This window comes from Streptomyces sp. NPDC057543 (assembly GCF_042801895.1).
In the GTDB taxonomy this organism is placed as follows: Bacteria; Actinomycetota; Actinomycetes; order Streptomycetales; family Streptomycetaceae; genus Streptomyces.
In genome coordinates this window covers 1-4,270 of record NZ_JBHVFF010000462.1, presented here as the reverse complement: position 1 = coordinate 4,270, position 4,270 = coordinate 1, and the positions used below count along the sequence as shown (strand labels likewise).

Here is a 4,270-nt window from a genome sequence, read left to right as displayed (position 1 = left end):
CCGCAGCAACCTCATAGACGGCTGCCTCACCGAAACAGGACTGACGATCAACCCCTGATCGTCGCAGACGACATCACGAGTTCATCCGCAGTAGCAGCCAGAGCCGTCCGTCCAACGGGCCGCCTATGGGCGCGGCGTAGTGGCCGTACACGCGGCCGGGCAGCAGCTGCTCATCGCCGTTCATCCGTCCAGCGTTCCAGCCGCCACCGACAACAGAGGCCGCACGGCGACGGGCCCGGCCTGGACGGAGGAGGCCGGGCTGGCTGTCCGCCGCCCGGGACAATTCCCGCCACCGGCCGCTGCCTCCACGGGCCCGACCGAGTGCGGAGCTTGCTGACAGCGTTGTCGCGCACCCGTCGTTCCCTGTCCGGTCGCCGCGGTTTGCCCGGCGTGCTGGAGTGGGGCTTTGCGGGTAGCGTGGCTGATACGACGTGCTCATCGGCCGCTTCCGCTGCCGGCCTCTCCGTCGCCTTTTGCGTCCGCTGCTGGTCGTGGCGTGACATTCCCCTTGCGGCCCGGGTGCTGAATTCTCATGAAGCGGCAACTTCGGACAAGTGTTGGAGGGGCGATCATGGCCTTCGCCACTGCCAAGGACGGCACGCAGATATATTTCAAGGACTGGGGATCGGGTCAGCCGGTGGTCTTCTCCCACGGCTGGCCGCTGATCGCGGACGCGTGGGATCCGCAGCTGATGCTGATGGCGGACAACGGCTTCCGGGTCGTGGCCCACGACCGGCGCGGGGGCGGACGCTCGGGCCAGCCCTGGAAGGGGAACGACCTCGACACGTACGCCGAAGATCTCGCCTCCGTCATCGAGGCCCTCGACCTCCGCAACATGATCCTGGTTGGTCACTCGACCGGTGGCGGAGAGGTCACACGCTACATCGGCTGGCACGGCACGGGCCGTGTCGCCAAGGCGGTCCTGCTGGGTGCGATCCCCCCGTTGATGCTCAAGACGGACGCGAATCCGGAGGGGCTGCCGATCGAGGTCTTCGACGAAATCAGGAAAGGCGTGCTGACAGACCGTTCCCAGTTCTACAAGGACCTCAGTGCCCCCTTCTACGGCGCCAACCGCGAAGGAACGACCGTCTCCCAGGGAACCCGCGAAGAGTTCTGGCTCTGGAGCATGACGGTCGGCATCAAGGCCGCCTACGACTGCGTCAAGGCGTTCTCGGAGACCGACCTCACCGAGGACCTGAAGACGTTCGACATTCCCACGCTGATCATTCACGGCGACGACGACCAGATCGTCCCCATCGTGGCCTCCGCGGAGAAATCGTCACAGCTCGTCAAGGACGTGACCTTCAAGGTCTACTCGGGTGCTCCGCACGGTCTGTCGATGGTTCCCGAGTTCGCGGAACGGTTCAATGCCGATCTCCTCGAATTCGCCCGCGGCTGACCAGGTGGTTTCGGGCGCTCCAATGAAAGCCAGGATGCCGGTATCAGCATCGCTCTTGTCCGCAGCGCCCACCGAGTTCCTCGGGTGCTGAGACGGAAGGTCACTCATGCCTCGCTCCATGCGCGCGCTCGTGGCCGTAAGGGCCGGCGAGCCCGTCGATGTCCTGCGGCTGGAATCCCTGCCCGTTCCCACGCCGGAGGCTGGTCAGGCGCTGATCCGTGTGAAGGCGACTCCGATTCACGCCAGTGATCTGCACGTGCTGCGTGGCCGCTACGGTTTCTCCCCCGAGTTCCCCGTTGTCGGGGGCCACATGGAATGCGTGGGCCGCATCGATGCCCTCGGCCCTGCTACCGAGGGACTGAAGGCCGGTGAGCGCGTGGTGGTCGCTGCGGTCCCGGCGGTACCCGGGCCCCCCGTAGCCGGCACCTGGCAGGAATACCTCGTTGCCGACACGCGAAGGCTTCTGCCGGTCCGCGACCATCTGAGCGATTCCAGTGCCTGTCAACTCGCTGTCAATCCGTTGACCGCGCTGCTCCTCGTGACGCGCGAACTCGACGTACAGCCGGGCGAATGGCTTTTGCAGACGGCTGCGGGCTCCACCGTGGGCCGGCTCGTCATCCAGCTATCCAGGCATCTGGGTATTCGTACGATCAACGTCGTGCGGCGACGTGGTGCCGTCGAGGAGATCAAGGCGCTCGGTGGTGACGAGGTCATTTGCACGCAGGACGAGGACCTGTTGCGGCGTGTGGCTGAGATAGCGGGGCCAGTCGGCGTGCGGAAGGCCATCGACTGTGTCGCGGGACCCGTGGGTGCCCAGGTGTCCCAGGCATTGGCTCCGGGCGGGGAGGTCGTGGTCTACGGCGCACTCTCGACCCATCGGCAGACCGATCCTACGGCGCTGACGATCCCGCTGCAGGCACGCTCGGTCATCTACGAGACCAAAGCAGTCCGTGGCTTCTGGCTGAACCGCTGGTTCGGCACCGCCTCACCCGAGATTGCGCTGCGCGCGCTGTCCCGGGTTCGCGGTCTCGTCGCCGACGAGGTGCTGAGCATTCCCCGGGGCCGGCCGTTCCCGCTCGAACGCTTCGCTGAAGCCGTCTCGCTCGCAGAAGCGCCCGCGCACGGCATCAAACCACTCTTCGTCTTCGAAGACGGCTGGGACCAAGGCGGCAGGTAGCCGGGCCCAGCCTTCGGCGTCACGGCGGCTGCCGGCTGCGAGGCCGTCGTTGCGTACTCATTGCCAGAGCAAAAATTGCATGCACAGCGTGTTCATGTGTGTCGGCGCGGCCCTGGACGAGGAGCAAGATACCGAACTACTCGAAACCCACAGAAGACGAGCTTGACCTGGCCACCCGTGTCATGGATACGGTCCCAAAGCGGGTAGCGAGCTATCGCCAAGCCCTGCTAAAAGGCGCGCACCATCTCCCGAAATCCGGCCGCGATGTTGGTGTGGCCGGTGGCGCGGAGCTGGTTGATGGCGAAGCTACGGAGGGCGGCCATGTTCTCCGGGCCGTGTCCGGTGCGGATCTCGGAGGCGTCCTCGCCGTAGGCGGTGTCGCGTACAAAGTGAAGCCGGTTTTCGATCACCCACTGCAACCTGACGATCTCCGCGATCCGTTCGGTGGAGGCTTTCCTGCTGGTCAGATCAGTGATCACGTAGACGGTCTCGCGGCTGCGTCTGCCGGTCGTGACGCTGGTGCGATGCCGCACGATCTTCGCGACCTGGGCGGCGTGCGGGAAGTCCACGCCGAGCTCGGTGACGGTCAGGGCCTGCACCACCCGGGTCTCCAGGCGCCCTTGTCCTGTGCTCCGGTTGTAGAACTCCGCGGTCGCCTTCTGCCAGGGCAGGGTGCGCAACTGCTTGTACAAGCCCTTCTGGTTCTTCTTCACGGTGAACGCGTAGTGGGCCTTCTTGGTCTCCACCAGGAACCGGGCGTGATCACGCTGGGTGTGCAGGGCGTCTGCAGTCACGGTGACACCGGTCAGGTCGAAGGATTCCAACAGTGCGGCAATGCAGGTGATTTCTTTGTGGAACTTCCACTCCGGCAACACCGACTGCACCGCCCAGAAGTGGACCGTCTGGGACACCAGCGCCCCCTCCACGTCCTCGCGCTGGTCCTCGCAGCTCACCTGGAAGCAGGAGTACCACTCCTACATTGCCTTCCCGGCAGCGGCTGGCGCTGCCGTCTGATTGCTCAGTCCGCGGGGTGCACCTGGCGAGGCGGCTTGTCAGTGGCTGCTGCTAGCTTCCGCTGCACTGTCGGAACTGGATGCGGAGGCGGGGCTGTCGTGGGTGCGTCGGGGTGGGAGTACTACGTTCCTTACCAGGAGGATCTTGGAGCGGCGTTGGATGCCCTGAGGCAGAAAGTCTTCGATGCGCAGGACTACTACTGGGATCCATGGGACGAAGACGACACCGATGAGGCCAGGGTGCGACCGTCAACGCTCGAACAGCTGTGGGAAGACGAGCAGGTTCAGGAAGAAGGGACACACTCGATCCTGGACATGCACAGGATGTTGCGGCCAGGTGAGGATCCTGACTACGGCACCGTGCAGCTCGTTCAGCCTGTCGAGGCTTACCGGATGGCCGGGACCGACCGCCTCACGCGGGCACACGTGCAGGCCATAGAACCGCTTGCCAATCGACGTTGGTTCGGCAGATGCACGGTCCTGCACGACGCCCATGGCAGTCCGGAGGAAATCTACTTCTGGGGCTTCTCCGGTGACTGAAAGGGCCTTTCCGACCGGCGCTCGACAAACCCCTCGCTTGACGTCTTAGTACTCCAGCCGGACTTCTTCATTCGTGCTGGTCAACGGCTTGGGTGTGGGGAGTGTAGCGGGCTGGAATGGGGGTGGGGCGGTCTTTGCCGG

At 64.9% G+C, this 4,270-nt stretch carries 5 protein-coding genes; 4 read left to right on the top strand and 1 reads right to left on the bottom strand.

The features are described 5' to 3' along the window. Positions 1–571: 571 nt before the first annotated feature. Positions 572–1,399: an alpha/beta fold hydrolase gene (locus ACFU8Q_RS39735; protein WP_384464588.1), complete on the top strand. Its 828-nt coding sequence runs from the start codon at positions 572–574 to the stop codon at positions 1,397–1,399. 118 nt (positions 1,400–1,517) lie between these two features. Continuing rightward, a complete protein-coding gene (locus ACFU8Q_RS39730; protein ID WP_384464585.1) occupies positions 1,518–2,576 on the top strand; it encodes a zinc-dependent alcohol dehydrogenase family protein in 1,059 nt (352 codons plus the stop codon). Positions 2,577–2,803: 227 nt separating this feature from the next. On the opposite strand, the gene ACFU8Q_RS39725 is transcribed toward ACFU8Q_RS39730, so the two are convergent. Next, positions 2,804–3,370, bottom strand: a complete 567-nt coding sequence (locus ACFU8Q_RS39725) for an ISAs1 family transposase (RefSeq protein ID WP_384464583.1) — start codon at positions 3,368–3,370, stop codon at positions 2,804–2,806. Between the two features lie 40 nt (positions 3,371–3,410). Between ACFU8Q_RS39725 and ACFU8Q_RS39720 the strand changes: the two genes are divergently transcribed. Together ACFU8Q_RS39720 and ACFU8Q_RS39715 are read left to right on the top strand one after the other, a co-directional pair. Then, entirely contained in the window at positions 3,411–3,590 is a 180-nt protein-coding gene (locus tag ACFU8Q_RS39720) for a hypothetical protein (RefSeq protein WP_384464580.1), read from the top strand. A 98-nt stretch (positions 3,591–3,688) separates the two neighbouring features. Next, a complete protein-coding gene (locus ACFU8Q_RS39715; RefSeq protein ID WP_384464577.1) occupies positions 3,689–4,129 on the top strand; it encodes a hypothetical protein in 441 nt (146 codons plus the stop codon). The last annotated feature ends 141 nt before the right edge of the window (positions 4,130–4,270 follow it).